Raw genomic sequence first — 26,351 nt, 5'->3', positions numbered from 1 at the left:
CGCCTATTTTGAGGGTGCCATCGTCAATGAAATTCAAGGATCTTCGGGATTTCGTGCAGCAGCTTGAGCAGCGCGGAGAGTTGAAACGCATCCAGATTCCCGTCTCGCCGGTGCTGGAGATGACCGAGGTGTGCGATCGCACGCTGCGGGCCAAGGGCCCGGCGCTGCTGTTCGAGAAGCCCACCGGTTACGACATTCCGGTGCTCGGCAACCTGTTCGGCACGCCCGAGCGGGTGGCCATGGGCATGGGCGCCGAGTCGGTCAGCGAACTGCGCGAGATCGGCAAGCTGCTGGCCTTCCTCAAGGAGCCGGAGCCGCCGAAGGGCTTGAAGGACGCGTGGTCGAAACTGCCGATCTTCCGCAAGATCATTTCGATGGCACCGAAAGTCGTCAAAGACGCGGTGTGCCAGGAAGTGGTTATCGAAGGTGACGACGTCGACCTGGCGATGCTGCCGGTGCAGACCTGCTGGCCCGGCGACGTCGGCCCGCTGATCACCTGGGGCCTGACCGTCACCAAAGGCCCGAACAAGGAGCGCCAGAACCTCGGTATTTACCGTCAGCAAGTGATCGGCCGCAACAAGGTAATCATGCGCTGGCTCAGCCACCGTGGCGGCGCGCTGGACTTCCGCGAGTGGTGCGAAAAGCATCCGGGCCAGCCGTTCCCGGTGTCGGTCGCGCTGGGCGCCGACCCGGCGACCATCCTCGGCGCCGTGACGCCGGTGCCGGACAGTCTCTCCGAATACGCTTTCGCCGGCCTGTTGCGCGGCAATCGCACCGAGCTGGTCAAGTGCCGTGGCAACGACCTGCAAGTGCCGGCCACTGCCGAGATCATCCTCGAAGGCGTGATCCATCCGGGCGAAATGGCCGACGAAGGCCCGTACGGCGACCATACTGGTTACTACAACGAAGTCGACAGCTTCCCGGTGTTCACCGTCGAGCGCATTACCCACCGGATCAAGCCGATCTATCACAGCACCTACACCGGTCGTCCGCCGGATGAGCCGGCGATCCTTGGCGTTGCGCTGAATGAAGTGTTCGTGCCGATCCTGCAGAAGCAGTTCCCGGAAATCACCGACTTCTACCTGCCGCCGGAAGGCTGCTCGTACCGCATGGCCGTGGTGACGATGAAGAAGTCGTATCCGGGGCATGCCAAGCGCGTGATGCTCGGTGTCTGGTCGTTTTTGCGACAGTTCATGTACACCAAGTTCGTTATCGTCACTGACGACGATATCAATGCCCGCGACTGGAACGACGTGATCTGGGCCATCACCACGCGCATGGACCCCAAGCGCGATACGGTGATGATCGACAACACGCCGATCGACTACCTCGACTTCGCCTCGCCGGTCTCGGGCCTGGGCTCGAAAATGGGCCTGGATGCCACCCACAAGTGGCCGGGCGAAACCACTCGCGAGTGGGGCCGTGTGATCGTCAAGGACGACGCCGTCACCCAGCGGATCGATGCCATCTGGAATCAGTTAGGAATAGATTGATGCGTGTAACCCTGCAGCCCTCCGGAGCGGTGCTTGAGATACGGCCCGGTGAGCGGATTCTCGATGGTGCGCGGCGCCTGGGCTACGACTGCCCGCAAAGCTGCCGCAACGGCAATTGCCACGTGTGTGCGGCGCTGCTGGTGGAAGGCCGGGTCGAACAGGCCGGCAAGGTGCAGGACCACGGCGAGTTCTACACTTGCATAGCCGAGCCGCTGGAAGACTGCGTCCTGCTGTGGGATGGCGTGCTCGCGCTGGGAGAACTGCCGGTGCGCAGCCTGTCGTGTCAGGTCATCGAATGCCGGGACGTCGGCGGCGACACCTGGCGCGTGCGCCTGCGTGCGCCGGCCGGCAAGCCACCGCGTTATCACGCCGGGCAGTACCTGATGATCGAGCGCGAGAACGGTGAAAAGTCAGCGTTCTCCATGGCCTCGGCACCGCACGGCGGACGGGATCTGGAAATTCACGTACTGGCCCGCGAAGCCAGTGCACTGAGCCTGATCGAGCAACTGCAGCGCAACCCGCTGGTGCGCGTCGAACTGCCGTTCGGCGACACGCATCTTGCCGAATTGCCTGACGGGCCGCTGGTGCTGATCGCCGCCGGCACCGGCATGGGCCAGATCCACAGCCTGATCGAACACTGCCGCGCCAACGGCTTCAAACACCCGGTGCATCTGTACTGGGGCGTGCGTCGCCCGGAAGATTTCTACGACATCGAGCATTGGGACGAATGGCTGAAGCTGCCCAATCTGTTCCTGCACAAAGTGGTCAGCGACCAGTGCGGTTGGGAAGGGCGCTGCGGGATGTTGCACCAGGCCGTGTGCGAGGACTTCGCCGATCTGAAGGCCCTGCACGTCTACGCCAGCGGTTCGCCGGCGATGGTCTACGGCACGCTGGATGCGCTGGTGGAAGCGGGGATGGATGCGCACCAGATGCGCGCCGACGTATTTGCCTACGCGCCGCGCTCTTGAGCCCCGTCCCTAGAAACGTACGCCGCTAGTCACCATCGCCGCATTGGCGCCGAGAAACACCAGCTCGGCGGCCAATGGGCCGTAGTGAGTCCCGACGGACGGAATGATCACTGGCGCAACGCCATAGCGGTTCAACGGGATCTTGTCCTTGTTATCACCGCGATAACCCTGCAACAGCCCGCCCGTGACTTTCAAATACACCGGATACTCACTGCTGTCGTAGCGCTTGCCGGCATAGGCGTAGTTCGAGCGCTGGCGGAACGAATTACGGAAAGTTGCCCCGCCAAAGACCCAGCCCGAAGCCTGATTGCGTTCGATGCCGATCAAGTCCTGATGATTATTGTGCTCGGGGTCGGGCGAATAATGTCGGGTGTAGACGCTGGTCTGGGCATACCAGAAGCCCGTGTCCTGCGCATCGTCCGCGGCCAATGCATGGCCGGTCTGAGTCATCAGCAATACGGTCAGAAGTCTTCGGATGTTCATTGTGCAGCCTCGGTTAAACGGGATGGCTTGCGCCAGAGGAAGGCCGTTATACGTAGGCGTTCAGCGACGGAGAAGAAAGAAAGTCCGACATTCTAGTAGGGAGTTTCCCGCGCCTTCATGAACGAAACCTGAACAAGCGAAGGCTTATGCATATTTCATTCGGGTATTTAAGATATTGCTGCAAGGGTATTAGGCTATATAAAACCGGATAACCGGGCAGATGATCCCGCATTATCGTTGTCAGGCGGGTCATACATCCTTTAGCACTTTTCGTTTTACAGTTACTGCTATATGTTCTATCAAGCGAATTGTGCTTACATCTTGTAATACTTGCGGGGCCGAACACTTCCGTCATGACAGCCATTGAATCTGCTTTTGTGAATCTGGCTTACCCTCCGCGGCTCGATCTGGGACCGCAGCTGACCCACGAACAACTTCTCGTCTCGATGCAATCGACCATGGCGCGCCACAAGGGTGGGCCGGTGTGGCTGTTTGCTTACGGCTCGCTGATCTGGCGCCCGGAGTGCACGGCGGTGGAGCGGGTGCGCGGGCGAGTCCACGGTTACCATCGCGGCTTGTACCTGTGGTCGCATGAGCATCGTGGAACGCCGGAAATGCCCGGGCTGGTGTTCGGTCTGGATCGTGGCGGTTCGTGCAGCGGCTTCGCCTATCGGCTGCCGGAAGAGAATCTCGACGCTGCGCTGTACGCGCTGTGGAAACGCGAGATGCCGTTCCCGTCCTATCGCCCGCACTGGCTGAACTGCCGGCTCGAAGATGGCAGTCAGGTTCAGGCGTTGGGGTTTGTTCTGGAGCGACACCTGCCCAGCTATGCCGGCAACTTGCCGGATCATGTGCTGAGTCAGGTGTTCGAAAGCGCTTGCGGGCGCTACGGCACCACTCGCGATTATGTCGAGCAGACCGCCCACGCCCTGCGCAGCCACGCCATGCCGGATCGAAATCTGGAGGCGCGGCTCAAGCGCTGTCAGGCAAAAGCCGATCAGGCGACGGCTTCGCGGCTCTGACTGGCGACTTGCTTGTGCCATAGCGTCGGGGCCAGGAAGGCCATCGACAGCAGGCAAGCGCCCACCAGCAGGACAAAACCACCGTCCCAGCCGAAGTGGTCAACGGTATAACCCATCGCCGCACTCGCCGCGACCGAACCGCCCAGATAGCCGAACAGACCGGTGAAGCCTGCTGCCGCGCCGGCGGCTTTTTTCGGTGCCAGCTCCAGCGCCTGCAGACCGATCAGCATCACCGGGCCGTAGATCAGAAAACCGATCGAGAACAGCGCGATCATGTCCACGGTCGGGTTGCCGGCCGGGTTCAGCCAGTACACCAGCGTCGCCACGGTCACGAGTGCCATGAACACCATGCCGGTCAGGCCACGGTTGCCACGGAAGATCTTGTCCGACATCCAGCCGCACAGCAGCGTGCCCGGAATGCCCGCCCACTCGTAGAAGAAGTAAGCCCACGAAGTCTTGTCGACGTCGAAGTGCTTGGCTTCTTTGAGGTAGGTCGGCGCCCAGTCCAGTACGCCGTAGCGCAGCAGGTAGACGAAGACGTTGGCCATGGCGATGTACCAGAGCATTTTGTTGCGCAGCACGTATTTGACGAAGATTTCCTTGGCGCTGAATTCGTCTTCGTGGCTGGCGTCGTAGCCTTCCGGGTAATCGTTCTTGTACTTCTCGATCGGCGGCAGGCCGACCGATTGCGGGGTGTCGCGCATGGTAATGAAGGCAAACACCGCTACGCCCAGCGCTACCGCTGCCGGGACGTAGAACGCTGCGTGCCAGTCATTGAACAGGCCCATGCCGATCAGGAACAGCGGGCCGATCAGACCGCCGCCGACGTTATGCGCCACGTTCCACACCGAGACCACGCCGCCCCGTTCCTTCTGCGACCACCAGTGCACCATGGTGCGCCCGCTCGGCGGCCAGCCCATGCCCTGGGCCCAGCCGTTGATGAACAGCAGGATGAACATCATGGTCACGCTGGACGTCGCCCACGGCGCGAAACCGAAAATGAACATCACCCCGGCCGACACCAGCAAGCCGAACGGCAGGAAGTAACGCGGATTGGAACGGTCGGAGACCAGCCCCATCAGGAACTTGGACAGACCGTAGGCGATGGCAATGGCCGACATCGCCAGACCCAGATCGCCACGGCTGTAGCCTTCGTCGATCAGGTACGGCATGGCCAGCGAGAAGTTTTTGCGCAGCAGGTAGTAACCCGCGTAGCCAAAGAAGATACCGGCGAAGATCTGCCAGCGCAGGCGTCGGTAAGTGCTGTCTATTTTTTCTTCAGGCAATGGAGCCTGATGTGCGGCAGGACGAAAGAAAGCAAACATTCAAGAGCTCCAGATTTCTTGTTTTGACTGCGGATGCGAATGTTACAGTTTCGTTACCGAAAATAGCACCGGTTCGCATCGGCAAAACAGCGGAAAATGTTGGAAGTCGCATGTTCTTTTACGAACCTGTCGCTCAGCTGTAAAAACACGACGTTTTCACCACTTATCAACAGGGTGTGGCATAGACTCGCGGCCCGTTCAGCCAATTGATCAGCAGAGATAGGAAATGGCCCTGAAGGTTCGCATGTTGGTGCCGAGGTTCTTGGTGGCGGCGGGGCTCGCCGTTGTGCTGCTGACATTGATCGTCACCGATCATCCTTCCCATTCCGGCCTGCGCAACGCCACGGTGCTGATCATCCGGCATGCGGAAAAACCGGATGTCGGATCTGTGCTCAACGCCCGGGGCGAACAGCGTGCAGCCGCCTACGTCGACTATTTCTCTGCGCTGCAACTCGACGGCCAAGCGCTCACCCCGCAGCGTTTGATCGCTGCAGGCGACACCCCGGAGAGTTCGCGCTCGCGCCTGACCCTGACCCCGCTGGCCCAACGCCTGAACCTCGCGATCGAGCAGCCCTACGTCAATGGCGATCTGCATCAATTGGTCAAACTGTTGCGCAAGAGCAATCAGGCGCAAACGGTGCTGATCGCCTGGCACCACGGCCACATCAATAAACTGCTCAAGGCCTTTGGTGGCGATCCCACAGCGCTGATGGGCCAGGAAAGATGGCCGGATGAAGTCTTCGACTGGCTGATCGTTTTGCGCTTCGATGACAAGGGACGGCTGATTCCGTCTCGCAGTCTGAAGGTTCAGGAACATTTGTTGCCGGGCGACGCGGCAGCGACCAGTGGCGGCTAAACATCCGTCAGAAAATGTACCTGAAGCCCGTTGCGCAGGGCGTTCGCCTGTTTTCTTGTCAGGATCGAGAAATGTCCTGCATTCAATAGCGAAGCTGCGCCATTCAGTTAACAGGCAGTGCTCCGTAACCTTTCTGTTGTTGCCGGACAGGCATCTCAATCGGGAAGGGGCGAGATCATGCGGTGGTTCTTTGCTGGGCTTTTATTGACGATCTTCAGTCTTGCGCTGGCAGCGGAAGGGCTACTCATACCGGAAAACAATCCCAAGCCGATCTACCCGAAGCTGTTGCACAGGGCCGGGGTCGAAGGCGAAGTCAGGGTCAGTTTTGTCGTCAAGGCGGATGGTTCGGTCAGCGCGATCAGCATTGTGCAAAGTGATCACCCTGATCTGGCTGAGGCGGTCAAAGATGCAATAACACAGTGGCGCTTCAAGCCCTGGACGGCTGAAGACGGGCGGCCTGCAGAACAGCCCGTGGTGGCACCGATGCTCTTTCGACTGGGCCGGGACGAGCCGATCCATCTCAATCAGTGGCTGAAGTCAGTGAAGTGTCATGTCATCAATGGCAGTTTCAGGAACATGCCTGAGTACGCCTGGGTCGACGCGGACGTGTTTCATTACACCCGCGCTTACCTTTCGAACGCGATCCACAAGAGTCAGTTGGCCGATGATCAACGTCTGGCAATCATCGCCAGGATGAATCGGCGCGTACCGATGATCGTCAGAGGCTGCCGGGAGGCCCCCATGCGGAGATACATGAGTTTTCTGCCGGGAGAGGTTCGTGAGTTGCTTTGATAACCAGCGCCGCAGAGAGTGAAGCTGTGTTGCTGCCTGGCGCGAACCGGGCCGGCTCCAAGGGGCGCCGGCCGGGAAAAACTCAGCGCACCTGCACCACCACCTTGCCCACCGCCTTGCGCTGCCCCAGATCGTTGATCGCCTGCGCCGCGTTGCTCAGCGGGTACACCTGCGACACCAGCGGTTTCAGCTTGCCTTCGGCGAACCAGCCGAACAGTTGCTGGAAGTTTGCTGCGTTGTCCTGTGGCTGGCGCTGGGCGAAGGAGCCCCAGAACACGCCGAGCACGGCTGCACCTTTGAGCAGCGCGAGGTTGACCGGCAGTTCGGGGATGCGTCCGCTGGCGAAGCCGACCACCAGCAGGCGGCCGTTCCAGGCGATGGCGCGGATGGCCTGGTCGAACAGGTCGCCGCCGACCGGGTCGTAGATCACGTCGGCGCCCTGGCCATCGGTGAGGCGTTTGATTTCATCCTTGAGGCTGGTTTCGCTGTAGTTGATCAGTTCATCGGCACCGGCAGCCTTGGCCACGGCAAGTTTTTCCGCGCTGCTGGCGGCGGCGATGACCCGGGCACCCATGGCTTTGCCGATCTCCACTGCCGCCAGGCCGACGCCACCGGAAGCGCCGAGCACCAGCAGGGTCTCGCCCGGTTGCAGGTTGGCCCGTTGCTTGAGGGCGTGCATCGAAGTGCCGTAGGTCATGCTGAACGCGGCGGCGGTGTTGAAATCCATCGACGGCGGGATCGGCAGCACGTTGTAGCCCGGCACCGCGACCTGTTCGGCGAAGCTGCCCCAGCCGGTCAGGGCCATGACCCGGTCGCCCACTTTCAGATGGCTGACCTTTTCACCGACGCCGCTGACCACCCCAGCCGCTTCGCCCCCAGGGGAAAACGGGAAGGGCGGCTTGAACTGGTACTTGCCCTCGATGATCAGCGTGTCCGGGAAGTTGACCCCGGCGGCGTGCACCTCCAGCAGGATTTCGTTCTTCTTCGCGACAGGACTGGCGACGTCTTCCAGCACCAGCGATTCGGCAGGGCCGAAGGCTTTGCACAGCAAGGCTTTCATCAGGGCTATTCCTTTGGGAGTGATGGCCGATAAGTGTAGGTATGTCAGTCAACGGGTCAACGAGCATGCCCGGCCCTGATAGTCAGCCATAAGCTTGTGCTTGCGCGGCGGGTCGTTATGCTAGGCCGCAAACCGGATAAGGAGCGAATTGTGAAAGCGTGGATCATGTTGTTGCTGGCCCTGTCTCTGCCTGTGGCAGCGCTGGCCGAAGAAGCCAAAGAAGGCGAGGCGCCGAAAGTCAACTACATCACCCTGAGCCCGCCGTTCGTGGGCAATTACGGGCTGGACGGCACGCCGAAGCTGAAGGTCTACAAGGCCGACGTGGCGCTGCGTGTGACCGGTGAAGAGGCGACCAAACTGGTCAAGGCCAACGAGCCGCTGATCCGCAATCAACTGGTGGCGCTGTTCACTCAGCAGACCACCGAGGCGATGGGCAGCATCGAAGGCAAGGAAAAGCTGCGTCAGGAAGCCCTGAAGCAGACCCAGCAAGTGATGAATGACGAGACCGGCAAGCCGGTGGTTGAAGATCTGCTGTTCAACAACCTGATCATTCAGTAACCACGCTGGCGGCTGTTCAGGACGCCAGGCTCCTGCGAAAGCGTGCCAGCGCGATGAGGAAGAACAGCAGGCCGATGGCCGTCAGCGCCAGCAAGTCCGGCCAGACCACGCTCAGCCCGGCGTCGCGAAACAGAATCGCGGCGCTGAGGCTGACAAAGTGCGTGGACGGCGAGCCCTGCATCACCCACTGCAACCATTGCGGCATGCTGTCCAGCGGTGTGCTGCCGCCCGACAGCAGCAACATCGGGATGATCACTGGAATCGCCAGCAGGCCGAACTGCGGCGTCGAACGCGCCAGCGTCGCCAGAAAGATGCCCAGCGCGGTGCTGGCAAACAGATAAACCGCCGTCACCAGTAAAAACAGGCTCATCGAGCCGGCCAATGGCACGCCCAGCAGGCCTTTGACCACCACTTCCAACGACAACCAGGTGCACAGCACCACCACCAGCAGGTTGCTCCAGATTTTCGCCAGCATGATTTCCAGCGCCGTCAGCGGCAGCACCAGCAAATGGTCGAGCGTGCCGTGTTCGCGTTCGCGCAGCAGCGCCGTGCCGGTGAGGATGATCGCCAGAATGGTGATGTTGTTGACGATCTGAATCACCGCCAGAAACCAGCCACCCTCCAGATTGGTGTTGAACAGCGCGCGAGTAGTCAGTAGCAGCGGCGCCTTGGTCGCTGCTTCACCCTGATCTGCATAGTCGAGTAACTCGCGTTGAAAGATCCGGCCAATGTAGCCAGCGCCCATGAACGCCTGGCTCATGGCCGTGGCGTCGACATTGACCTGAATCGCCGGTTGCCGCGCCGCCAGCAGATCGGTTTGAAAGCCCGCCGGGATGTTGATGACGAAGGTGTATTGACCGCTGTCCATCACCTGGTCCAGCTGAGGGTAAGGCAACAGCACCGGCGTCTGGAACTCCGGCGGCTGCAGGGCTTGGGCCAACTGGCGCGAGAGGGCGCTGTGGTCTTCGTCGACGATGGCCACGCTGGCGTTGTGTACGCCAATCACCGAACCCGCAGCGGGCATGTAGATCGCCACGGTAAAGGCGTAGAACAGAAACAGCAGCAACACGCTGTCATGGCGCAGGCTGGTCAGTTCCTTGAGGCCCAGGCGCAGGATATGTGCGAACTTGTGCATCAGGCCTCCTGCTTTTTCAGCATGATCAGGCTCAGCCCGGTGAACCCGACAAAGAACCCGAACAGCGCCAGGCACTGCGGCCACAGCTGACGCACGTCCAGCGCTTTGGTGAACGTGCCCACCGCGATGTCGAGGAAGTGCCCCGCCGGAAACAGCATGCCCATCACCGCGGCCGCACCCTCCAGCGACGAGCGCGGCACGATCAGCCCGGAGAACTGGATGGTCGGCAAGCTGGTGATGATCATGGTGCCGAGGATCGCGGCGATTTGTGTGCGGGTGAACGCCGAAATCAGCAGGCCCATGCTGGTGGTCGCCAGCACGTACAGCAGGCCGCCGAATGCCAGTGTCAGCAGGCTGCCCTTGAACGGCACGCCGAACAGCCAGCGATTCATCGCCACCAGCACCGCGAGGTTGACCAGACTGACCAGCAGGTACGGCGCCTGCTTGCCCAGCAGAAACTCCAAGCGGGTCAGGGGCGTGGCGTAGAAATTGGTGATCGAGCCCAACTCCTTTTCGCGCACGATGCCCAACGCCGTCAGCATCGCAGGAATGAAGGCGAGGATCAGCGCCATGACCCCGGGGCCGATGGCGTTGACGCTGACCACGTCCTGGTTATAGCGAAAACGGGTTTCCAGACTGGCCGCTGTCGGGTGGGCCAGCGCGGGGCTGCTTTGCTCGGCCAGTTGTTGCAGATTGGCCAGGTGCACGGCTTCAACATAGTTGCGGCTGGTTTCGGCGCGAAACGGCATGCCGCCATCCAGCCACGCCGCCACAGCGGGTTGGCGCCCGGCGTACAAATCGCGGCCGAATCCGGGCGGGATTTCCAGTGCCAGTTTGATTTCCGAGCGTTGCAGGCGCCGGTGCAGTTCCTGTGGATCGTGGATGGCCGGCTGTTCGTCGAAGTAGCGGGAGCCGCGAAACGCCTCAAGATAAGCCCGGCTCTGCGGCGTCTGATCCTGGTCGTACACGGCGAACGCGAGGTTTTCCACGTCCAGGGAAATCCCGTAGCCGAAAATCACCATCATGAAAATCGCCCCCGCCAGCGCGAATGCCATGCGCACCTTGTCGCGCAGCAGTTCCTTGCCTTCGCGACGGGCCACCGCCAGCAGGCGACCGAGGCTGAAACCGTGGCGGGGCAGCGGTGTTGTCGCTGCGCTCGGCGGCGCCATTTGCGGTTCGGCCGCAGGCGCTGGTGGCTGAGCGCCCTGAGCCTGTTCCAGGCAAGTGACGAAGGCCGCTTCCAGCGTCTCTCCCGCAAACTGGCGTTGCAGCGCCGCCGGGGTGTCGCAGGCGAGGACCTTGCCCGCGTGCATCAGCGAGATGCGGTCGCAGCGCTGCGCTTCGTTCATGAAGTGCGTGGAGAGGAAGATCGTTACGCCCTGTTCGCGGGACAACTCGATCAACAGTCGCCAGAAGTCATCGCGGGCTGCCGGATCGACGCCGGAGGTCGGCTCGTCGAGGATCAGCACTTCCGGGCGGTGCAGCACTGCCACCGCCAGCGACAGACGCTGGCGCAGCCCCAATGGCAATGCCCCGGATGGCTGGTCGGCGACCGCGAGCAGATTGAAGCGCTGAATCAATGCCTCGATGCGCTGTGCGCTCTCGGTTTTGGGCAGGTCGAACAGCCGCGCGTGCAGTTCGAGGTTCTGTCGCACACTGAGTTCGCCATACAGCGAAAAGCTCTGCGACATGAACCCGACCCGCTTGCGCGTGGCCAGATCCTTGGCGTTTACCGGGTTACCGAGCAGCGTCGCACTGCCTTCGCTGGCCGGCATCAGCCCGGTCAGGACTTTCATGGTGGTGGTCTTGCCGCAGCCGTTGGAGCCAAGAAAACCGAAAATCTCGCCACGGCCAATGGCAAAACTGACGTGATCCACGGCGGTGAAATCGCCGAAGCGCAGCGTCAGGTCGTGGGCTTGGATGGCGATGTCGTTGCTGTCGCCGGTGCGCGGTGGAATCACCAGCGGTTGAGCGTCGTGCTGGCTGTCACCCTGGAAATGGGTAAAGGCGTCATCGAGTTTGCCGCTGGGGGTGACGGCCGCCAGCTCGCGGCTCAGGCCGGTGGCGATCAACTGGCCGGCGTCGAGCATCAGGCAATGCTCGAATTGCTCGGCTTCTTCCATATACGCCGTGGCGACCAGCAGCGTCAGTTGCGGGCGCTGGCTGCGCACATCGTCGACCAGCTCCCAGAAATGCCGGCGCGAGAGCGGGTCGACGCCAGTAGTCGGCTCATCGAGGATCAACAGGTCGGGCTCATGGATCAGCGCGCAGCACAGCCCGAGTTTCTGCTTCATGCCGCCGGACAACTTGCCGGCGGGGCGCTCGGCAAATTTCAGCAAGTCGGTCGCGAGCAACAGGCTGTGCATGCGTTGCTCGCTTTCAGCCCTAGACAGGCCAAACAGCGTCGAGAAGAACTGAATGTTCTCGCGGATCGACAGCTCGGGGTACAGGTTGCCGCCCAGACCCTGCGGCATGAAGGCGATGCGTGCATAGAGTGTGTCGCGATGCCGGCGATCCTGGATCGCGCCTCCGAGCACTTGCAGTTGCCCTTGTTGCAGGGTTTTCACGCCGGCGATCAACCCCAACAGGCTGGACTTGCCCGCGCCATCGGGGCCGATCAACCCGCAGCGGGTTCCGGCGGGCAGGCTGAAGGCGATCTCCTTCAGCGCTTGCTGTTTGCCGTAGCGGTGGGCGATACCGTTCGCTTGAACCGCAAGGCTGCTCATTGCAGATTGGCCGGCCATTCGACGGGGGCGATGCGCACATAGCCGGCGCCGGGCATGCCGGGCTTGGCCTGTGGCACGGCGCTGGGCTGGGTCAGGCGCAACTTGACGCGGAACACCAGTTTTTGTCGCTCGTCGCGGGTCTCGACCTCTTTGGGAGTGAACTGCGATTTGGCTGCGACGAAGCTGATTTTTGCCGGCAGCGGGTTATCGGGCAAGGCATCGAGCAGCACGCGAGCGTCATCGCCCACCGCCAGGCGCCCAGCCACCGCGGCTGACAGATAGAGGTTCATGTACTGATCGTTGGGATCGATCAGCAACAAGACCCGGCCGCCGGCACCCAGCACTTCGCCGGGTTCGGCCATGCGCAGCTGGATCACGCCATCAATCGGCGCGCGCAGAAGGCTGTCGTCGATTTCGCTGGTCAGCTGCGCCACCTGCGCCTGCGCTGCGCCGATTGTTGCGCTGACGGCAGATACCTGGGCGCGGGCTGCGGTCACCGCAGCGTTGCCGGTGCCAATTCGCGACTGCAGTTGATCGATGATCTGCGCGCTGACGTAACCGTGCTTGAACAGTGACTGCGAGCGGCCGAGCTCTTGCTGGGCCAGCAGCAGCTCACTCTGACGCAACTGCACATTGGCCTGAGCGGCGTTGAGATTCTCCCGGGCGCGCAGGACTTCGGCTTCGGCCTGATTGCGCTGGGCTTCGAGGGTGCGGGTGTCCATGCGCGCCAGCAGTTGTCCTTTGCTGACCTTGTCGCCTTCATCCACCAGCACCTCGGCCAGGCGCCCGGGCGTCTTGCTGGCGATCTGCACCTCGGTTGCTTCCAGGCGCCCGTTGCCCATCGACAGCCCCTCGACCAGCCGGCTGCTGATCGACATCCAGTAACCGAGGCCACCCGCGGCGGCGAGTAACACCAGGAGCGAACCGGCATATAGAAGTGAAGAACGGCTGTGCGTCGACATGGGGGCATCCTGCGGCTGTGGCGTCCAGTCTGACTGTTCAAGCGTTTCACTCGCTTGATGTCAGTCAAATGAGCGCCAAGCCTAGCCCTTTTTTCGGGTAAAAAACCGTGACCGGAGAGTTCTCAGCGCAAACCGAGCACGACGGCCCACTGTTCGGCGGTCACCGGCATGACCGAAAGACGGCTGCCTTTTTGCACCAGCGGCATCTCGGCCAGTGCGGTCTGCTGCTTCAGATAATCCAGTTTCAGCACCCGGGCAAAGGTCTCGACGTGTGCAACATCGATTGCACTCCAGGCGTTTTTCTCGGGCGTGGCTTTCGGGTCGAAGTAATGGCTTTCGGGGTCCAGTGCGGTGGGATCCGGGTACGCTGCCTGAATAATCCTGCCGATTCCGGCAATCCCCGGCTCCGGGCAACTGGAGTGGTAGAAAAAGAACTCATCCCCGACCTCCATCGCCCGCAGGAAATTGCGCGCCTGATAGTTGCGAACCCCGTCCCAGCGCGCTTTTCCGAGTGTCTCCAGGCCTTTGATCGAGAGTTCGTCCGGCTCGGATTTCATCAGCCAATAGGCCATGTCTTTTGCTCCTCAAGCGGTGATTGGACAGGTTGTCGGGCAATTTTATGACAAACCGACGGTCGGTTGACGTCAGCATTTGCGCCCGGGTTCACGTTGTCGCAAAATGCAGGCCTTTAAAGCTTGACGCTGCTGCACGGCCTACGAACGGAAACCGCTGCTGTCATCGTGATGATGTGCCTTGAGGGGGGCAATCGATGAAACGCAAACCGGATTTGCTATGGACTTTGGTTATTTTGTTCGGCCTCGGCGTCGTAACCACCGGTTATGCGCAAAGTCTGTGGACGAGCAAGACCGATGCGCCGATTGAAGTCGCGCAACAGGTCCAACAGTCGACCGCGTTCAAGCGCTGAAACAGCCTTCCCGACGCCGCTGACCCGCGCGGCGTCTACCCTGCGAAATACCACGCCTTATCGGTGACCGTGCCCTGCAACGGTACATCCCAGCTGGCCTGCGCCAGGCGTTCGACCTTCTGACATTCATGGGCCAGCCCCAGCAACGTCGGCTTGCGCCAGTTTTTGCGCCGGGCCAGGTAGGCCAGACTGCGGTCGTAGAATCCGCCGCCCATCCCCAGCCGTCCGCCGACATCGTCAAACCCAACCAGTGGCAACAGCACCAGATCCAGGGTCCAGATCCTGCGTTGCTGAGCCAGATTGGCTCGCGGTTCGAGAATGCGAAAGCGATTGGGCTTGAGCCTGTCGCCCGGGCGAATCCGCTGGAACACCATTTTGGTTCGCGGCCAGGCACTGAGCACTGGCAGGTAGGTGGCCTTGCCGCGCCGCTGGGCTTCGCGCAGCAGCAGGCGCGGGTCGATTTCACCGTCGGTGGGCAGGTACAGGGAAATGTGTCTGGCCCGGCGAAAGTGCGGGTCTTGCGCCAGTTGGCGGAACAGGCCTTTGGCGGCCTGGCGTTGTTCGCCCGGGGTCAATGCGCGGCGCGTCTTGCGCAGCAGGCGACGGAGTTGCGGGCGGGGCAGCAGCGCAGGTTCGGTCATGGTTCGGCTTCGGCAGGTGAGGGCGAAAACGCACGCATAAAAAATCCGATGCCGGCAAAAACCGGCATCGGATTCGAATCAGGCTCCCCGGATGAACCGCTGTCAACTTAGCCCTTGAACCCGAAAGTTCAAGGTGGAGGATGCAGTAGACTTTAAGGCTTTCCGTCTGGCGGACATGCACACCAGCCCAACGTGCAACCTCCAGGGTAGTGCAAATCGGCTCAGGGACATCGTCAACTGGCAAGCACCCCAGGGAGTGCCGCGAGTATACCTCAAGCGGCCCGGCGAATCAGCCCTTGGTGACGTCCGGATCGGTCGCCAGCACCAGATCGACACGATCGAGCAAGTCGCGCACCTGTTCACGGGTCGAGCCGCTGGCCTGGATGTCCGGGCGCTCTTCTTTGTGCAAGAGGTCGTGGGTGATATTCAGCGCGGCCATCACGGCGATACGGTCGGCGCCGATGACTTTGCCGCTGCTGCGGATCTCGCGCATCTTGCCGTCCAGGTAGCGGGCGGCGCTGACCAGATTGCTGCGTTCTTCCTGGGGGCAGATGATCGAATATTCTTTATCGAGGATCTGCACGGTAACGCTATTGCTTGAACTCATGAGTCTTGCTCCAGGGCCTTGAGGCGCGAAATCATCGATTCGACCTTACGCCGGGCGATTTCGTTTTTTTCAATGAGGTGAGCGCGTTCCTCGCGCCAGGTCTTTTCCTGAGCTAGTAAGAGTGCGTTTTGACTCTTAAGTTGCTCCACTCGACTAATCAGCAGTTCGAGTCTGGCCATCAGCGCTTGCAGGTCGGTGTCTTCCATTGTGTCCACTGAGTCGGAGTCTGTCTGATGGGATAGCTGGCGGACAGCCTTTAATAGTCTTGGCGAGTCTGTCGATGTAGGATACAAGGCCTTCATTCTAGACATAGCGCCGTCTGGCGCCTAGCTGCCCATGACCATTGCGAATTCCCCGTACCAAGCCTTTGCCACCCTGCTGACTGCCAGCGGCCACAACGTCTCGCCTGCCGAACTGCATGGCCTGCTGCTCGGCCGCAGCTGCGCCGGCGCCGGCTTCGATAACGAAGGCTGGTTGATCGACGCCGCCGAACTGCTCGAAGGCGATATCCAGGACAACGTCCGCAACGCCCTGATCGGCCTGCAAGAAATGGTCAAGGGTGAGTTGACTGGCAGCGACGTGACCGTCGTTCTGCTGCTGCCGACCGATGATGCGCCGCTGGCCGACCGCGCCGCTGCACTGGGCCAATGGTGCCAGGGCTTCCTCAGCGGTTTCGGCCTGAACTGCCGCGACAGCAGCATGCTCAGCACCGAAGCGACCGAAGTGCTGCAGGATCTGGCGGCGATTTCCCAGGTGCAAGATGCCCTGGAAGAGTCCGAAGACGGCGAAACCGACTACATGGAAGTCATGGAGTATCTGCGCGTCGCGCCGCTGCTGCTGTTCTCGGAAACCAAGAAAGCCGACGTGCCGCCAGCCGCCAAGCCGTCGCTGCATTAATCGCGTGCCAGGGAAAGCCATCTGCCCATGACCCATATCCCCAAAGCGGAATACAGCCGTCGCCGCAAGGCCCTGATGGCGCAGATGGAACCCAACAGCATCGCGATCCTGCCCGCCGCCGCAGTCGCGATCCGCAACCGCGACGTCGAGCACGTCTATCGTCAGGACAGTGACTTTCAGTACCTCAGTGGATTCCCCGAGCCGCAGGCGGTCATCGTCCTGATGCCCGGCCGCGAGCATGGCGAGTACGTGCTGTTCTGCCGTGAACGCAACGCCGAACGCGAGTTGTGGGACGGTCTGCGCGCCGGGCAGGAAGGTGCAATCCGTGATTACGGCGCCGACGACGCGTTCCCGATTACCGACATCGACGACATCCTGCCGGGCCTGATCGAAGGCCGCGATCGGGTGTATTCGGCGATGGGCAGCAACCCGGAGTTCGATCGCCACCTGATGGACTGGATCAACGTGATCCGCTCCAAGGCGCACCTCGGCGCCCAGCCGCCGAACGAATTCGTTGCCCTGGATCACCTGCTGCATGACATGCGCCTGTATAAATCGGCGGCAGAAGTGAAGGTGATGCGCGAAGCAGCGCGGATTTCCGCTCAGGCGCATGTCCGCGCGATGCAGGCCAGCCGGCCGGGACTGTACGAGTACAGCCTGGAAGCCGAGCTCGATTACGAGTTTCGCAAGGGCGGGGCGAAGATGCCGGCTTACGGCTCGATTGTCGCCGCCGGACGCAACAGCTGCATCCTGCATTACCAGCAGAATGACGCGCTGCTCAAGGACGGCGATCTGGTATTGATCGACGCCGGTTGCGAAATCGACTGCTACGCCAGCGACATCACTCGCACCTGGCCGGTCAACGGCAAGTTCTCGCCAGAGCAAAAAGCGATTTACGAGTTGGTGCTGGCCTCGCAGGAAGCCGCATTCGCTGAAATCGCCCCGAACAAAAACTGGAATCAGGCGCACGAAGCCACGGTTCGGGTGATTACCACGGGGCTGGTGAAACTTGGATTGCTGCAAGGCGAGGTCGACGAATTGATCGCGACCGAAGCTTACAAAGCGTTTTACATGCACCGTGCCGGGCACTGGCTGGGCATGGATGTACACGACGTCGGCGAATACAAGGTCGGCGGCGAATGGCGGGTGCTGGAGGTCGGCATGGCGCTGACCGTGGAGCCGGGCATCTACATCGCCCCGGACAACCAGCACGTAGCAAAGAAATGGCGCGGCATTGGCGTGCGCATCGAGGATGACGTGGTAGTGACCAAGACCGGTTGTGAAATATTGACCAGCGGCGTACCGAAAACCGTCGCCGAGATCGAAGCGCTGATGGCGCAAGCACGGACACACGCGGCATGAGTCGAGTCAACCTGGCAATCATCGGCGGCGGTCTGGTCGGCGCCAGTCTGGCGCTGGCCTTGCAGGCTGGGGCCAAGGCGCGCGGCTGGAAGATCGTCCTGATCGAACCGTTCGCCCCCGGCGACAGTTGGCAACCGAGTTACGACGCCCGTTCATCGGCGCTGTCCTTCGGTTCACGGCAGATCTATCAGCGGCTGGGCGTCTGGCAGGAGATTTCCCGCCGCGCCGAGCCGATCAAACAGATTCACGTCTCCGATCGGGGTCGCTTCTCCACCGCCCGTCTGTCGGCGATGGAAGAGGGCGTGCCGGCGCTCGGTTATGTGGTGGAGAATGCCTGGCTCGGCCAGTGCCTGTGGCAGCATCTGGATAAAGACGTGATCAGTTGGCGTTGCCCGGCGGAGGTTACGCGCATGGAGCCGCTGCCCGACGGTTATCGCCTGACCCTCAACGATGAAACCAGCATCGAGTGCGATCTGGCCGTGCTCGCCGATGGTGGCCGTTCCGGTTTGCGCGAACAACTGGGCATCAACGTGCGCAAGCGTCCGTACAACCAGAGCGCGCTGATCGCCAACATCACCCCGAGCGAGGCGCACAACGGCATGGCCTTCGAGCGTTTCACCGACGAAGGACCGATGGCCTTGCTGCCGCTGCCGGACAACCGCTGTGCGCTGGTCTGGACCCGCCTGGGCATGGACGCGCAGCGTTTGGCAGACTTGAGCGAGCGCGATTTCCTCAGTGAATTGCAAGGCGTGTTCGGCTACCGCCTCGGCACCCTGAAACAGGTTGGCGCGCGGCATCTGTATCCGTTGTCGCTGGTCGAGGCCGAGGAGCAAGTGCGCTCGCATCTGGCGGTGCTCGGCAACGCTGCACACAGCCTGCACCCGATTGCCGGGCAGGGTTTCAACCTGTCCCTGCGTGATGCCGATGCTTTGGCCGCCGCACTGCTTGCCAGCGACCAGCCGCTGGGCGACTTCGCCACGTTGCAGGCCTATCGCGAGCGCCAGCGCCTGGATCAGGACCTTACAGTAGGCTTCTCCGATCAGGTTACCCGCCTGTTCGGCAGCACCCAGCCGTTGGTGTCGCTGGGGCGCAACATTGGCTTGCTCGGTCTCGATCTGCTGCCACCGGCCAAGCGCTGGTTTGCCCGTCAGGCCATGGGGCTGGGGACGCGGCCGGATGCTTGAGCGGCGGATCGTCACCTTCACTTTCAGCAGCGCGCCGCCCACTGGCGCGTTCGGTAAAACCCTTTACGGGCGGCGCATGCCGCCAGCGAGACAGGCTTAAAGCATGGAAATGCGCGCAGATCTGCTGATTGTCGGAGCCGGAATGGTCGGCAGCGCCCTCGCGTTGGCGCTGCAGGACAGTGGCCTGGAAGTGTTGCTGCTCGACGGCAGCCCGCTGAGCGTCAAACCGTTCGATGCCGCCGCGCCGTTCGAGCCGCGAGTGAGCGCCTTGTCGGCGGCCAGCCAGCGGATTCTCGAACGCCTTGGCGTCTGGGACGGCATCGCCAAACGCCGCAGCAGTCCCTACACCGACATGCATGTGTGGGACGGCAGCGGCACCGGGCAGATTCATTTCTCGGCGAGCAGTGTGCACGCCGATGTGCTGGGACATATCGTCGAAAACCGTGTGGTGCAGGATGCCTTGCTTGATCGTTTGCACGATTGCGATCTGGGTATGCTGGCCAACGCACGGCTGGAACAGATGCGCCGCTCCGGTGACGACTGGCTGCTGACCCTGGCCGACGGTCGCCAGTTGCGTGCGCCGCTGGTGATCGCGGCGGATGGCGCCCATTCGGCGGTGCGCCGGCTGACCGGCGTTGCCACCCGAGAGTGGGATTACCTGCACCACGCCATCGTCACCAGCGTGCGCAGCAGCAAGCCGCACCGGATGACCGCGTGGCAGCGTTTCACCGATCACGGGCCGCTGGCGTTTCTGCCGCTGGAGCGTGACGGGCAGCAAGACTGGTGCTCGATCGTCTGGTCGACCACGCCGAGTGAAGCCGAACGCCTGATGGCGCTGGATGAAGCCGCGTTCTGCCGTGAGCTGGAGCGTGCGTTCGAGGGTTGCCTGGGCGAAGTGCTCAGCGCTGACTCACGGTTGTGCGTGCCGCTGCGTCAACGTCACGCCAAGCGCTATGTCGCCGAAGGGCTGGCGCTGATTGGCGATGCGGCGCACACCATTCACCCGTTGGCCGGGCAGGGCGTCAACCTGGGTTTCCTTGATGCGGCGGTGCTGGCTGAAGTGCTGCTGCAAGCCGCGGAACGCGGCGAGCGCCTGGCGGACGTGAAGGTGCTGAGCCGTTACGAGCGTCGACGCATGCCGCACAACCTCGCGCTGATGGCGGCGATGGAGGGCTTCGAACGCTTGTTCCAGGCCGACCCGTTGCCAGTGCGCTGGTTGCGCAACGCCGGGTTGAAGCTGGTGGAGCAGATGCCCGAGGCCAAGGCTCTCTTTGTTCGTGAAGCACTTGGCCTCACAGGCGACCTCCCCGCGCTCGCCAAACCCTGAGTCGATAACGCTCTCTGTAGGAGCTGCCGAAGGCTGCGATCTTTTGATCTTGGTTTAAGATCGAAAGATCGCAGCCTCGTTTCACTCGGCAGCTCCTACAGGGGTGTGTTGCCCTGTGCAACATCTGGTAACTCCTTGGAAAAGAGTTCGATTGAGGTGGTAAATGTGAGTCCTTATCATTTGGCCCACATTTTCCGACCGAGAGATCACTCCCATGTTGGCACCCAAGCGTCTTCTGACCGCACTGGCCCTGACCCTGATCGGCAGCACTACCGCCCAGGCCGCCGACGAGGTGGTGGTCTATTCCTCGCGTATCGATGAGCTGATCAAACCGGTGTTCGACGCCTACACCGCGAAAACCGGGGTGAAGATCAAGTTCATCACCGACAAGGAAGCGCCGTTGATGCAGCGGATCAAGGCCGAAGGCGCAAACGCCACCGCCGACCTGCTGCTGACCGTCGATGCCGGCAACCTCTGGCAGGCCGAGCAGATGGGCATTCTGCAGCCGTTCACCTCGAAGACCATCGACGCCAACATTCCTGCGCAATATCGCTCCTCGACCCACGCCTGGACCGGCCTGAGCCTGCGCGCGCGGACCATCGCCTATTCCACCGAAAGGGTTAAACCGGGCGAGTTGACCACCTACGAAGCGCTGGCCGACAAGAACTGGGAAGGACGCCTGTGTCTGCGCACGGCGAAGAAGGTCTACAACCAGTCGCTGACCGCGACCATGATCGAAGTGCACGGCGCCGAGAAGACCGAGAAGATCCTCAAGGGCTGGGTCAACAACCTGTCCACCGATGTGTTCTCCGACGACGTCGCGGTGCTGGAAGCGATTAACGCCGGGCAGTGCGACGTCGGCATCGTCAACACCTACTACTACGGTCGCCTGCACAAGCAGAAACCGGACCTGCCGGTGAAACTGTTCTGGCCGAATCAGGCCGATCGCGGCGTGCATGTCAACCTGTCCGGTATCGGCCTGACCCAACATGCACCGCACCCGGAGGCAGCCAAGGCGCTGGTCGAATGGATGACCACACCTGAAGCGCAGAAAATCTTCGCCGACGTGAACCAGGAGTTCCCGGCCAACCCGGCGGTGGCACCTTCGGAAGAAGTGGCAGCGTGGGGCAAGTTCGTCGCTGACACCTTGCCGGTGGAAGTGGCGGGCAAGCGACAGGCTGAAGCGATCCGCATGATGGATCGGGCGGGCTGGAACTAAAACCTGGTTATATCCTGTGGCGAGGGGATTTATCCCCGATGGGGTGCGAAGCACCCCCAATGCCCTTAATCAAAGCGTACTGATACACCGCGGGCGTAGTTTTTACGAATGCTGCGCATCCGATCGGGGATAAATCCCCTCGCCACAATTGGGGCTGGCATTACGCTTGCGCCGACCCACGATTTATTAGAGAACCCCCTTGGCCCACCCCGCCCAACGCCGCTGGTACCCCATCGTCCTCGCCATTGCCGCGCTGGTGTTGCTGCCCCTGAGTGTCCTGCTGCTGTCGTGGCAGACCATTGATCAGCAGATCTGGTCGCACCTGTGGCAAACCCAGATGCCGCGTCTACTGGGCAACACCCTGACGCTGGTGTTTGGCGTTGGCGTCGGCGTGACGCTGCTCGGTGTCAGCCTGGCGTGGCTCACCAGCCTCTGCGAATTCCCCGGGCGGCGCTGGCTCGACTGGGCGCTGATGCTGCCGTTCGCCATTCCGGCCTACGTGCTGGCGTTCGTCTTCGTCGGTCTGCTGGACTTCGCCGGCCCGGTGCAAACCCTGTTGCGTGAGTGGTTCGGCAGCGGCCTGCGCCTGCCGCGTGTGCGCTCCACCGGCGGGGTGATCGTGGTGCTGGTGCTGGTGTTTTATCCCTACGTTTATCTGTTGGCGCGCACCGCGTTTCTGGCGCAGGGCAAAGGCCTGATGGAAGCGGCGCGGGTACTCGGGCAATCGCCCTGGCAGGCGTTCTGGCGGGTGGCGTTGCCGATGGCGCGTCCGGCGATTGGTGCCGGTGTGGCACTGGCGCTGATGGAGACATTGGCGGATTTCGGCGCGGTGTCGGTGTTCAATTTCGACACCTTCACCACCGCCATCTACAAGACCTGGTACGGCTTCTTCAGCCTGCCCAGCGCGGCGCAACTGGCCAGTCTGTTGCTGCTGGTGGTGATGCTGGTGCTGTACGGCGAGCGGCGCGCGCGCGGCGCCAATCGGGCGAGCAACGAGCGGCCACGGGTCAAGGCGTTGTATCACCTGAGCGGGATCAAGGCGTTCGCGGCGACCGGCTGGTGCGCTCTGGTGTTTGCTTGCGCATTCGTGATTCCAGTCCTGCAACTGATTGTCTGGTTCTGGCAGCGCGGGCGCTTCGATCTCGATGAACGTTACGCCGGGCTGATTCTGCACACCCTGTATCTGGGTGGCATGGCGGCATTGATCACCGTCAGCGTCGCGTTGCTGCTGGCCTTCGCCCGACGACTGGCGCCGACCCGGTCGATCCGTTCCGGGGTCAGTCTGGCCAATCTTGGTTATGCACTGCCGGGCTCGGTGCTGGCGGTGTCGATCATGCTGGCGTTCAGTTATCTCGACCGCGAACTGGTAATTCCGCTCTCAGGCTGGCTCGGCGGCGCCGGCAAGCCGCTGCTGCTGGGCAGTCTGGCGGCATTGCTGATGGCCTATCTGGTGCGCTTCATCGCGGTGGCCTACGGGCCGCTGGAAAACAGTCTGGCGCGTATACGGCCTTCATTGCCCGAAGCGGCACGTAGCCTCGGTGTCAGTGGGCCGCGACTGTTTTTCAAAGTGTATCTGCCGCTGTTGCTGCCCGGCACGCTGAGTGCGGCGCTGCTGGTGTTCGTCGATGTGCTCAAGGAAATGCCCGCGACCCTGCTGATGCGCCCGTTTGGCTGGGACACGCTGGCGGTGCGGATCTTCGAAATGACCAGTGAGGGCGAGTGGGCGCGGGCGTCGCTGCCGGCGCTGACCCTGGTATTGGTCGGTCTGTTGCCGGTCATCGGCCTGATCCGCCGCTCGGCGCACCGAAACACTTAGTAGTGAGAGCTGAATCATGCGGCTACAATGCGCGGCATTCGGTGCGGTTCGTCTGACAGACCCGTTCGCTGAAATCGGCTGAAAGCCTTCTATTTAGCGGCTTTCACCCCGTGCAGCGGCTGTCCGCACCTTCGCCACGCCCGGAAGGAGAAACCCATGGGACAGCGTACGCCTCTGTATGACCTGCATCTCGCCCTCGGCGCGAAGATGGTCGATTTTGGCGGTTGGGACATGCCACTGCATTACGGCTCGCAGGTCGAGGAACACCATGAGGTGCGCCGCGATTGCGGGGTGTTCGATGTTTCCCATATGACCGTTATCGACGTCGATGGCCCACAGGCCAAGGGCTGGCTGCAGCATTTGCTGGCCAATGACGTCGAGCGCCTGCACCGCCCCGGCCGCGCGCTCTACAGCACGATGCTCAACGAGCGTGGCGGCATCGTCGACGACATGATCGTCTATCGCCTCGAAGACCGTTATCGTCTGGTATTCAACGCCTCCACTCGCGACCAGGATCTGGCATGGATGCAGGCGCAGGTCGACGGTTACGACGTGCAATTGCATGAGCGTCAGGATCTGGCGATGCTCGCCATTCAAGGCCCGCAGGCCCGGCAGAAAATTGCCGAACTGGTGACCCAGTCCCGCGCCGAACTGATCAAACATCTCAAACCGTTCGAAGCTCACGTCGATGGCGACTGGTTCATTGCGCGCACCGGCTACACCGGTGAGGATGGCCTGGAAATCGCCTTGCCGGCCGAGCAGGCGCCGGGATTTTTCAACGATCTGGTCGGTGCCGGCATTTCGCCGATCGGCCTCGGCGCCCGCGATACGTTGCGGGTCGAGGCCGGGATGAACCTCTACGGCCAGGACATTCATCAAGATGTCTCGCCGCTGGCATCCAATATGGCCTGGAGCATTGCCTGGGAACCGACCTCGCGGCAGTTCATCGGGCGTGCTGCGCTGGAAGCGGAAAAAGCCGCCGGCGTTGCGCACAAACTGGTGGGGCTGGTGCTTGAGGAGCGCGGTGTTTTACGTGCCCATCAGGTGGTTCGTATCGCCGATGTTGGCGAAGGAGAGATCACCAGTGGTAGTTTCTCTCCTACGCTAAGCAAATCGATTGCCCTGGCGCGTGTACCGATGGCCACCGCCGACCGCGCCGAAGTGGAAATCCGTGGCAAGTGGTATCCGGTACGAGTGGTCAAACCGACCTTCGTGCGCCATGGCAAAACCTTGATCTGACCTTTTCCGGCGGGCCTGACCGCTGACAATTTCTTGAGGACACCGAGCATGAGCAATATCCCCGCTGAACTGCGTTTTGCCGAAAGTCATGAATGGGCACGCCTGGAAGCCGACGGCACCGTTACCGTGGGCATCAGCGATCACGCGCAGCAAGCGCTGGGCGATGTGGTGTTTGTCGAGTTGACTGAAGTGGGCAAGGTGTTTGCAGCCGGTGAAGCGGCCGGTGTGGTCGAGTCCGTGAAAGCGGCGTCCGACATCTACTCGCCGATCAGCGGCGAAGTGACCGCAATCAACGAAGCGCTGGCTGACGCGCCGGAAGAGCTGAACAACGACCCTTACAACGCCTGGATTTTCAAGCTCAAGCCAAGCGACAAAGCCGAGCTGGAAAAACTGCTGGACGCCGAGGGCTACAAGGCTGCAATCGGCGAATAATCCTCGCCCCCTGTAGGAGCTGCCGCAGGCTGCGATCTTTTGACTTTGTTTTTAAAGACAAGATCAAAAGATCGCAGCCTGCGGCAGCTCCTACATTAAGAGCGCTTCAGGGTTTCAATACCGCTTTCACCGCCGCCACCGACCGCTCGACATCTTCCTTGATCATGGTGTTGAACATCGGCAACGACACAATCAGTCGCCCGACGCGCTCGGCCACCGGCAGCATGCCTTCCTTGAAACCGCGCTCGCGGTACAGACTCAGCAAATGAATCGGCGGGTAGTGATAGCCGATGCCGACGCCGTGTGCCTGCATCTGTTCCATGAACGTAGCGCGGGCCGGCAAACCGTCCTTGCGCTCCGGCAGTACCAGCTGAAACAGGTGCCAGTTGCTGTGAGTGAAATCCGCTGGCGGCAGTTGCGCGCCATAGGTCGCTTCAAAGTCATCGCCAAAACATTTGAAATAGTGCCGGGCCAGTTCCTGACGATGGGCGGTCAGCGCCTCGATATGGGCGAACTGGCCGAGGCCGATGGTGGCGGCGATGTCGGTCATGTTGAACTTGCCACCGAGCACATCGACGTCCAGACCATCAAAGCCGTTGCGGGTCACGCCCTGCAGGCGGTACTTCTCCGCCAGCCGCGCCTCTTCCGGGGTGTTCAGCACCAGGCAGCCGCCCTCGGAACAGGTCACGTTCTTGTTGGCCTGGAAACTGAACGACACGAAGTCGCCAGTGGCGCCGATGCGCTGGCCGTTCCAGCTCGAACCCAACGCCTGCGCGGCGTCTTCGACAATCCGCAGATTGTGTTTGCGCGCGATGGCATATAGCCGATCCATGTCCACCGGCAGGCCGGCGAGGTACACCGGAATCAGCGCTTTGGTGCGTGGGGTGATCGCTGCCTCGAGCTTGTCCAGATCAATGTTGCGGGTCACCGGGTCGATGTCGGCGAACACCGGGGTGGCGCCGACTTCGAGGATCACGTTGGCGGTGGCGACCCAGGAAATCGGCGTGGTGATCACTTCGTCACCCGGGCCAATGCCGGCGATGCGCAGGGCGATTTCCATGGTGCAGGTGCCGGAGTTGAAGGTGCGCACCGGGCGTCCGCCGAAATATTCCGACAACTGCGCTTCAAAGGCCTGGACCTTCGGCCCGCTGGTGATCCAGCCGGAGCGCAGTACATCGCCGACGGCGGCAATCGTGGCTTCATCAATGACAGGTTTGGAAAACGGCAGGAACGGCAGTTGGCTCATGAGGGTTCGATCATCCGGAAGTTGGACGCCTGATGCAGGCGCTACAGCATGCCCCGGAACCCCCGCTGCCGCCAAG

Annotated in this window: 26 protein-coding genes and 1 other RNA gene; 15 read left to right on the top strand and 12 right to left on the bottom strand. The window is 61.8% G+C overall.

Features of this window, described 5'->3' with window-relative positions; genetic code table 11:
* Positions 1 to 26: 26 nt before the first annotated feature.
* Entirely contained in the window at positions 27 to 1,493 is a 1,467-nt protein-coding gene (gene ubiD, locus ACYZUM_RS25230) for a 4-hydroxy-3-polyprenylbenzoate decarboxylase (RefSeq protein ID WP_007968427.1), read from the top strand.
* A complete protein-coding gene (locus ACYZUM_RS25225; protein WP_041072054.1) occupies positions 1,493 to 2,461 on the top strand; it encodes a CDP-6-deoxy-delta-3,4-glucoseen reductase in 969 nt (322 codons plus the stop codon). The genes ubiD and ACYZUM_RS25225 overlap by 1 nt, the downstream gene beginning before the upstream one ends.
* 9 nt (positions 2,462 to 2,470) lie before the next feature.
* Here ACYZUM_RS25225 and ACYZUM_RS25220 read toward each other — a convergent pair whose 3' ends face one another.
* Positions 2,471 to 2,944 carry a sn-glycerol-3-phosphate transporter gene (locus ACYZUM_RS25220; protein ID WP_108184158.1) on the bottom strand — a complete coding sequence of 158 codons (474 nt, stop codon included), beginning with the start codon at positions 2,942 to 2,944 and terminating at the stop codon, positions 2,471 to 2,473.
* 353 nt (positions 2,945 to 3,297) lie between these two features.
* Here ACYZUM_RS25220 and ACYZUM_RS25215 point away from each other — a divergent pair, with 353 nt between their 5' ends.
* The gene (locus ACYZUM_RS25215; RefSeq protein ID WP_041072057.1) at positions 3,298 to 3,966 is read left to right on the top strand and encodes a gamma-glutamylcyclotransferase; all 669 of its coding nucleotides are present in this window, start codon (positions 3,298 to 3,300) and stop codon (positions 3,964 to 3,966) included.
* Here ACYZUM_RS25215 and glpT read toward each other — a convergent pair.
* On the bottom strand, positions 3,942 to 5,291 hold the full coding sequence (glpT, locus tag ACYZUM_RS25210; protein WP_473061191.1) for a glycerol-3-phosphate transporter: 1,350 nt from the start codon (positions 5,289 to 5,291) through the stop codon (positions 3,942 to 3,944). The two genes, ACYZUM_RS25215 and glpT, sit on opposite strands and share 25 nt — an antisense overlap.
* A gap of 226 nt (positions 5,292 to 5,517) precedes the next feature.
* Here glpT and ACYZUM_RS25205 point away from each other — a divergent pair, with 226 nt between their 5' ends.
* Together ACYZUM_RS25205 and ACYZUM_RS25200 are read left to right on the top strand one after the other, a co-directional pair.
* A complete protein-coding gene (locus ACYZUM_RS25205) occupies positions 5,518 to 6,147 on the top strand; it encodes a flagellar basal body-associated protein FliL (RefSeq protein WP_108184157.1) in 630 nt (209 codons plus the stop codon).
* A 177-nt stretch (positions 6,148 to 6,324) separates the two neighbouring features.
* Positions 6,325 to 6,939: an energy transducer TonB gene (locus ACYZUM_RS25200; protein ID WP_086792365.1), complete on the top strand. Its 615-nt coding sequence runs from the start codon at positions 6,325 to 6,327 to the stop codon at positions 6,937 to 6,939.
* An 82-nt stretch (positions 6,940 to 7,021) separates the two neighbouring features.
* Here the strand turns inward: ACYZUM_RS25200 and ACYZUM_RS25195 are convergent, their stop codons facing one another.
* Positions 7,022 to 7,999 (bottom strand): NADPH:quinone oxidoreductase family protein, encoded by a 978-nt coding sequence (locus tag ACYZUM_RS25195; RefSeq protein WP_108184156.1) that lies wholly within the window; start codon positions 7,997 to 7,999, stop codon positions 7,022 to 7,024.
* A gap of 150 nt (positions 8,000 to 8,149) precedes the next feature.
* Here ACYZUM_RS25195 and ACYZUM_RS25190 point away from each other — a divergent pair, with 150 nt between their 5' ends.
* Positions 8,150 to 8,557, top strand: coding sequence for a flagellar basal body-associated protein FliL (locus ACYZUM_RS25190; RefSeq protein ID WP_027610485.1), 408 nt, complete (start codon positions 8,150 to 8,152; stop codon positions 8,555 to 8,557).
* 16 nt (positions 8,558 to 8,573) lie between these two features.
* Here the strand turns inward: ACYZUM_RS25190 and ACYZUM_RS25185 are convergent, their stop codons facing one another.
* The 4 genes from ACYZUM_RS25185 to ACYZUM_RS25170 all read right to left on the bottom strand — a co-directional run bounded on the left by ACYZUM_RS25185 (position 8,574) and on the right by ACYZUM_RS25170 (position 13,952).
* Positions 8,574 to 9,692: an ABC transporter permease gene (locus ACYZUM_RS25185; protein WP_108184155.1), complete on the bottom strand. Its 1,119-nt coding sequence runs from the start codon at positions 9,690 to 9,692 to the stop codon at positions 8,574 to 8,576.
* A complete protein-coding gene (gene rbbA / locus ACYZUM_RS25180; protein ID WP_108184154.1) occupies positions 9,692 to 12,418 on the bottom strand; it encodes a ribosome-associated ATPase/putative transporter RbbA in 2,727 nt (908 codons plus the stop codon). Before rbbA ends, ACYZUM_RS25185 begins: the two co-directional genes overlap by 1 nt.
* Positions 12,415 to 13,380, bottom strand: coding sequence for an HlyD family secretion protein (locus tag ACYZUM_RS25175; RefSeq protein WP_108184153.1), 966 nt, complete (start codon positions 13,378 to 13,380; stop codon positions 12,415 to 12,417). Before ACYZUM_RS25175 ends, rbbA begins: the two co-directional genes overlap by 4 nt.
* A 122-nt stretch (positions 13,381 to 13,502) precedes the next feature.
* Positions 13,503 to 13,952: an EVE domain-containing protein gene (locus tag ACYZUM_RS25170; RefSeq protein WP_108184152.1), complete on the bottom strand. Its 450-nt coding sequence runs from the start codon at positions 13,950 to 13,952 to the stop codon at positions 13,503 to 13,505.
* 197 nt (positions 13,953 to 14,149) lie between these two features.
* On the opposite strand from ACYZUM_RS25170, the gene ACYZUM_RS25165 reads away from it, so the two are divergent.
* On the top strand, positions 14,150 to 14,305 hold the full coding sequence (locus ACYZUM_RS25165) for a hypothetical protein (protein ID WP_086792358.1): 156 nt from the start codon (positions 14,150 to 14,152) through the stop codon (positions 14,303 to 14,305).
* Between the two features lie 35 nt (positions 14,306 to 14,340).
* On the opposite strand, the gene ACYZUM_RS25160 is transcribed toward ACYZUM_RS25165, so the two are convergent.
* The 4 genes from ACYZUM_RS25160 to ACYZUM_RS25145 form a co-directional block, all read right to left on the bottom strand.
* Positions 14,341 to 14,946 (bottom strand): 5-formyltetrahydrofolate cyclo-ligase, encoded by a 606-nt coding sequence (locus ACYZUM_RS25160; protein ID WP_108184151.1) that lies wholly within the window; start codon positions 14,944 to 14,946, stop codon positions 14,341 to 14,343.
* Between the two features lie 80 nt (positions 14,947 to 15,026).
* Positions 15,027 to 15,205: non-coding RNA, 6S RNA (ssrS, locus tag ACYZUM_RS25155), on the bottom strand.
* A 30-nt stretch (positions 15,206 to 15,235) separates the two neighbouring features.
* Positions 15,236 to 15,553: a cell division protein ZapA gene (locus tag ACYZUM_RS25150; RefSeq protein ID WP_008055229.1), complete on the bottom strand. Its 318-nt coding sequence runs from the start codon at positions 15,551 to 15,553 to the stop codon at positions 15,236 to 15,238.
* The gene (locus ACYZUM_RS25145) at positions 15,550 to 15,759 is read right to left on the bottom strand and encodes a TIGR02449 family protein (protein ID WP_025112001.1); all 210 of its coding nucleotides are present in this window, start codon (positions 15,757 to 15,759) and stop codon (positions 15,550 to 15,552) included. Before ACYZUM_RS25145 ends, ACYZUM_RS25150 begins: the two co-directional genes overlap by 4 nt.
* 130 nt (positions 15,760 to 15,889) lie before the next feature.
* Here ACYZUM_RS25145 and ACYZUM_RS25140 point away from each other — a divergent pair, with 130 nt between their 5' ends.
* The 8 genes from ACYZUM_RS25140 to gcvH all read left to right on the top strand — a co-directional run bounded on the left by ACYZUM_RS25140 (position 15,890) and on the right by gcvH (position 25,029).
* Positions 15,890 to 16,450, top strand: coding sequence for a YecA/YgfB family protein (locus ACYZUM_RS25140; RefSeq protein WP_041072076.1), 561 nt, complete (start codon positions 15,890 to 15,892; stop codon positions 16,448 to 16,450).
* Between the two features lie 27 nt (positions 16,451 to 16,477).
* Positions 16,478 to 17,812 (top strand): Xaa-Pro aminopeptidase, encoded by a 1,335-nt coding sequence (gene pepP, locus ACYZUM_RS25135; RefSeq protein WP_108184150.1) that lies wholly within the window; start codon positions 16,478 to 16,480, stop codon positions 17,810 to 17,812.
* Positions 17,809 to 18,996: a 2-octaprenyl-6-methoxyphenyl hydroxylase gene (gene ubiH, locus ACYZUM_RS25130; protein ID WP_108184149.1), complete on the top strand. Its 1,188-nt coding sequence runs from the start codon at positions 17,809 to 17,811 to the stop codon at positions 18,994 to 18,996. The genes pepP and ubiH overlap by 4 nt, the downstream gene beginning before the upstream one ends.
* A 109-nt stretch (positions 18,997 to 19,105) precedes the next feature.
* Positions 19,106 to 20,323 (top strand): 2-octaprenyl-3-methyl-6-methoxy-1,4-benzoquinol hydroxylase, encoded by a 1,218-nt coding sequence (locus ACYZUM_RS25125; RefSeq protein ID WP_473061370.1) that lies wholly within the window; start codon positions 19,106 to 19,108, stop codon positions 20,321 to 20,323.
* Positions 20,324 to 20,537: 214 nt separating this feature from the next.
* Entirely contained in the window at positions 20,538 to 21,542 is a 1,005-nt protein-coding gene (locus ACYZUM_RS25120; RefSeq protein WP_108184148.1) for an extracellular solute-binding protein, read from the top strand.
* 199 nt (positions 21,543 to 21,741) lie between these two features.
* The gene (locus ACYZUM_RS25115) at positions 21,742 to 23,358 is read left to right on the top strand and encodes an ABC transporter permease (protein ID WP_108184147.1); all 1,617 of its coding nucleotides are present in this window, start codon (positions 21,742 to 21,744) and stop codon (positions 23,356 to 23,358) included.
* Between the two features lie 156 nt (positions 23,359 to 23,514).
* A complete protein-coding gene (gcvT, locus tag ACYZUM_RS25110) occupies positions 23,515 to 24,597 on the top strand; it encodes a glycine cleavage system aminomethyltransferase GcvT (protein WP_108184146.1) in 1,083 nt (360 codons plus the stop codon).
* 48 nt (positions 24,598 to 24,645) lie between these two features.
* Positions 24,646 to 25,029 (top strand): glycine cleavage system protein GcvH, encoded by a 384-nt coding sequence (gcvH, locus tag ACYZUM_RS25105; RefSeq protein WP_142579867.1) that lies wholly within the window; start codon positions 24,646 to 24,648, stop codon positions 25,027 to 25,029.
* Positions 25,030 to 25,135: 106 nt separating this feature from the next.
* Here the strand turns inward: gcvH and ACYZUM_RS25100 are convergent, their stop codons facing one another.
* On the bottom strand, positions 25,136 to 26,275 hold the full coding sequence (locus ACYZUM_RS25100) for a DegT/DnrJ/EryC1/StrS family aminotransferase (RefSeq protein ID WP_108184144.1): 1,140 nt from the start codon (positions 26,273 to 26,275) through the stop codon (positions 25,136 to 25,138).
* Positions 26,276 to 26,351: the final 76 nt, after the last annotated feature.

This window comes from Pseudomonas sp. m6p (assembly GCF_055760375.1).
The sequence above is the reverse complement of the archived record's forward strand: the minus strand, read 5'-3'. Positions and strand labels throughout refer to the sequence as shown.

Coding starts and splice junctions, on each gene's coding strand:
- ACYZUM_RS25225 (WP_041072054.1), top strand. CDS start 1,493: ATGCGTGTAACCCTGCAGCCCTCCGGAGCGGTGCTTGAGATACGGCCC.
- ACYZUM_RS25215 (WP_041072057.1), top strand. CDS start 3,298: ATGACAGCCATTGAATCTGCTTTTGTGAATCTGGCTTACCCTCCGCGG.
- ACYZUM_RS25205 (WP_108184157.1), top strand. CDS start 5,518: ATGGCCCTGAAGGTTCGCATGTTGGTGCCGAGGTTCTTGGTGGCGGCG.
- ACYZUM_RS25200 (WP_086792365.1), top strand. CDS start 6,325: ATGCGGTGGTTCTTTGCTGGGCTTTTATTGACGATCTTCAGTCTTGCG.
- ACYZUM_RS25185 (WP_108184155.1), bottom strand. CDS start 9,692: ATGCACAAGTTCGCACATATCCTGCGCCTGGGCCTCAAGGAACTGACC.
- ACYZUM_RS25175 (WP_108184153.1), bottom strand. CDS start 13,380: ATGTCGACGCACAGCCGTTCTTCACTTCTATATGCCGGTTCGCTCCTG.
- ACYZUM_RS25195 (WP_108184156.1), bottom strand. CDS start 7,999: ATGAAAGCCTTGCTGTGCAAAGCCTTCGGCCCTGCCGAATCGCTGGTG.
- ACYZUM_RS25165 (WP_086792358.1), top strand. CDS start 14,150: ATGAAACGCAAACCGGATTTGCTATGGACTTTGGTTATTTTGTTCGGC.
- glpT (WP_473061191.1), bottom strand. CDS start 5,291: ATGTTTGCTTTCTTTCGTCCTGCCGCACATCAGGCTCCATTGCCTGAA.
- ACYZUM_RS25145 (WP_025112001.1), bottom strand. CDS start 15,759: ATGGAAGACACCGACCTGCAAGCGCTGATGGCCAGACTCGAACTGCTG.
- ACYZUM_RS25150 (WP_008055229.1), bottom strand. CDS start 15,553: ATGAGTTCAAGCAATAGCGTTACCGTGCAGATCCTCGATAAAGAATAT.
- pepP (WP_108184150.1), top strand. CDS start 16,478: ATGACCCATATCCCCAAAGCGGAATACAGCCGTCGCCGCAAGGCCCTG.
- ACYZUM_RS25160 (WP_108184151.1), bottom strand. CDS start 14,946: ATGACCGAACCTGCGCTGCTGCCCCGCCCGCAACTCCGTCGCCTGCTG.
- ACYZUM_RS25220 (WP_108184158.1), bottom strand. CDS start 2,944: ATGAACATCCGAAGACTTCTGACCGTATTGCTGATGACTCAGACCGGC.
- rbbA (WP_108184154.1), bottom strand. CDS start 12,418: ATGAGCAGCCTTGCGGTTCAAGCGAACGGTATCGCCCACCGCTACGGC.
- ACYZUM_RS25140 (WP_041072076.1), top strand. CDS start 15,890: ATGACCATTGCGAATTCCCCGTACCAAGCCTTTGCCACCCTGCTGACT.
- ubiH (WP_108184149.1), top strand. CDS start 17,809: ATGAGTCGAGTCAACCTGGCAATCATCGGCGGCGGTCTGGTCGGCGCC.
- ACYZUM_RS25125 (WP_473061370.1), top strand. CDS start 19,106: ATGCGCGCAGATCTGCTGATTGTCGGAGCCGGAATGGTCGGCAGCGCC.
- ubiD (WP_007968427.1), top strand. CDS start 27: ATGAAATTCAAGGATCTTCGGGATTTCGTGCAGCAGCTTGAGCAGCGC.
- gcvT (WP_108184146.1), top strand. CDS start 23,515: ATGGGACAGCGTACGCCTCTGTATGACCTGCATCTCGCCCTCGGCGCG.
- ACYZUM_RS25100 (WP_108184144.1), bottom strand. CDS start 26,275: ATGAGCCAACTGCCGTTCCTGCCGTTTTCCAAACCTGTCATTGATGAA.
- ACYZUM_RS25170 (WP_108184152.1), bottom strand. CDS start 13,952: ATGGCCTATTGGCTGATGAAATCCGAGCCGGACGAACTCTCGATCAAA.
- gcvH (WP_142579867.1), top strand. CDS start 24,646: ATGAGCAATATCCCCGCTGAACTGCGTTTTGCCGAAAGTCATGAATGG.
- ACYZUM_RS25120 (WP_108184148.1), top strand. CDS start 20,538: ATGTTGGCACCCAAGCGTCTTCTGACCGCACTGGCCCTGACCCTGATC.